The sequence below is a fragment of the Arthrobacter sp. JCM 19049 genome (assembly GCF_001310435.1).
Genome location: NZ_BAXF01000670.1, coordinates 1 through 982, shown reverse-complemented (window position 1 = coordinate 982; position 982 = coordinate 1). Strand labels below are relative to the sequence as shown.

The 982-nt window shown below is 68.0% G+C and carries 2 protein-coding genes; both read left to right on the top strand.

Annotation, left to right across the window (positions count from 1 at the left end):
* The coding region (locus JCM19049_RS15410; protein ID WP_054821999.1) for an MFS transporter at window positions 1-394 on the top strand (394 nt) is incomplete at its 5' end.
* On the top strand, window positions 358-982 hold a 625-nt coding region (locus tag JCM19049_RS15405; protein WP_279403364.1), incomplete at its 3' end, for an MFS transporter. The genes JCM19049_RS15410 and JCM19049_RS15405, both read left to right, overlap by 37 nt.

Here is a 982-nt window from a genome sequence, read left to right as displayed (position 1 = left end):
CATGCCCGCCACGCTCTCCCTGCTGCGCAACATCTTCAGCGACCCGATGGAACGGCGCACCGCGATCGCCATCTGGGCCGCCGCGTTCTCCGGCGGCGCCGTGCTCGGGCCGGTGATCGGTGGGATCCTGCTGGAGCACTTCTGGTGGGGTTCGGTGTTCTTCCTGGCCGTGCCGATGCTGCTGCCGCTGCTGGTTGGCGGGCTGATCCTGCTACCCGAATCCCGGGACCCGAACCCGGGCAAGGTCGACCCGATCTCCATCGTGCTGATCATCATGGCGCTGCTGCCCTTCGTCTACGGGATCAAGTCGATCAGCTCCGGGCCTGGTACGTCCCGGTCGCCGCGATCACCATCGGGGTGGTCAGCGCCGTCGCGTTCGTGCGGCGTCAGCTGACGCGCAGCATCCCGATGCTGGACGTGCGCCTGTTCGGCAACCGGGTGTTCTCCGGGGCGCTGGCGGTGAACCTGATCGGCGTGTTCTCGCTGGTCGGCTTCATCTACTTCGTCTCCCAGCACCTGCAGCTGATCTCCGGGCTCACTCCCTTTGAGGCCGGGGTGTGGATGACCCCAGGCCTGGTGCTGACCATGGTGTTCGGGCTGCTGGCGGTGCGCTTCTCGGCCCGCTACGGGACCTCGAACGTCATGATCGCCGGACTGGTGCTCAGCGCACTGGCCTACGCCGTGGTGGTCCTCGCCGGGGCCTCGGGCAGTGACACCTGGCTGATGGTGGCCTTCTGCCTGCTCGGACTCGGGGTGGGGATGAGTGAAACCCTGTCCAACGACCTGGTGCTCTCCGAAGTGCCGGCCGCCAAGGCCGGGGCGGCCTCGGCGATCTCCGAAACCGCCTACGAGGTCGGCTCGGTCCTGGGCACCGCGGTACTGGGTACGATCCTGAACGGGATCTACGCCTCCAGCCTCATGGTCCCCTCCTCGCTCAGCGAGCAGCAGGCCGAGGCCGCCACCCAGACGCTCTCCGGGGCGC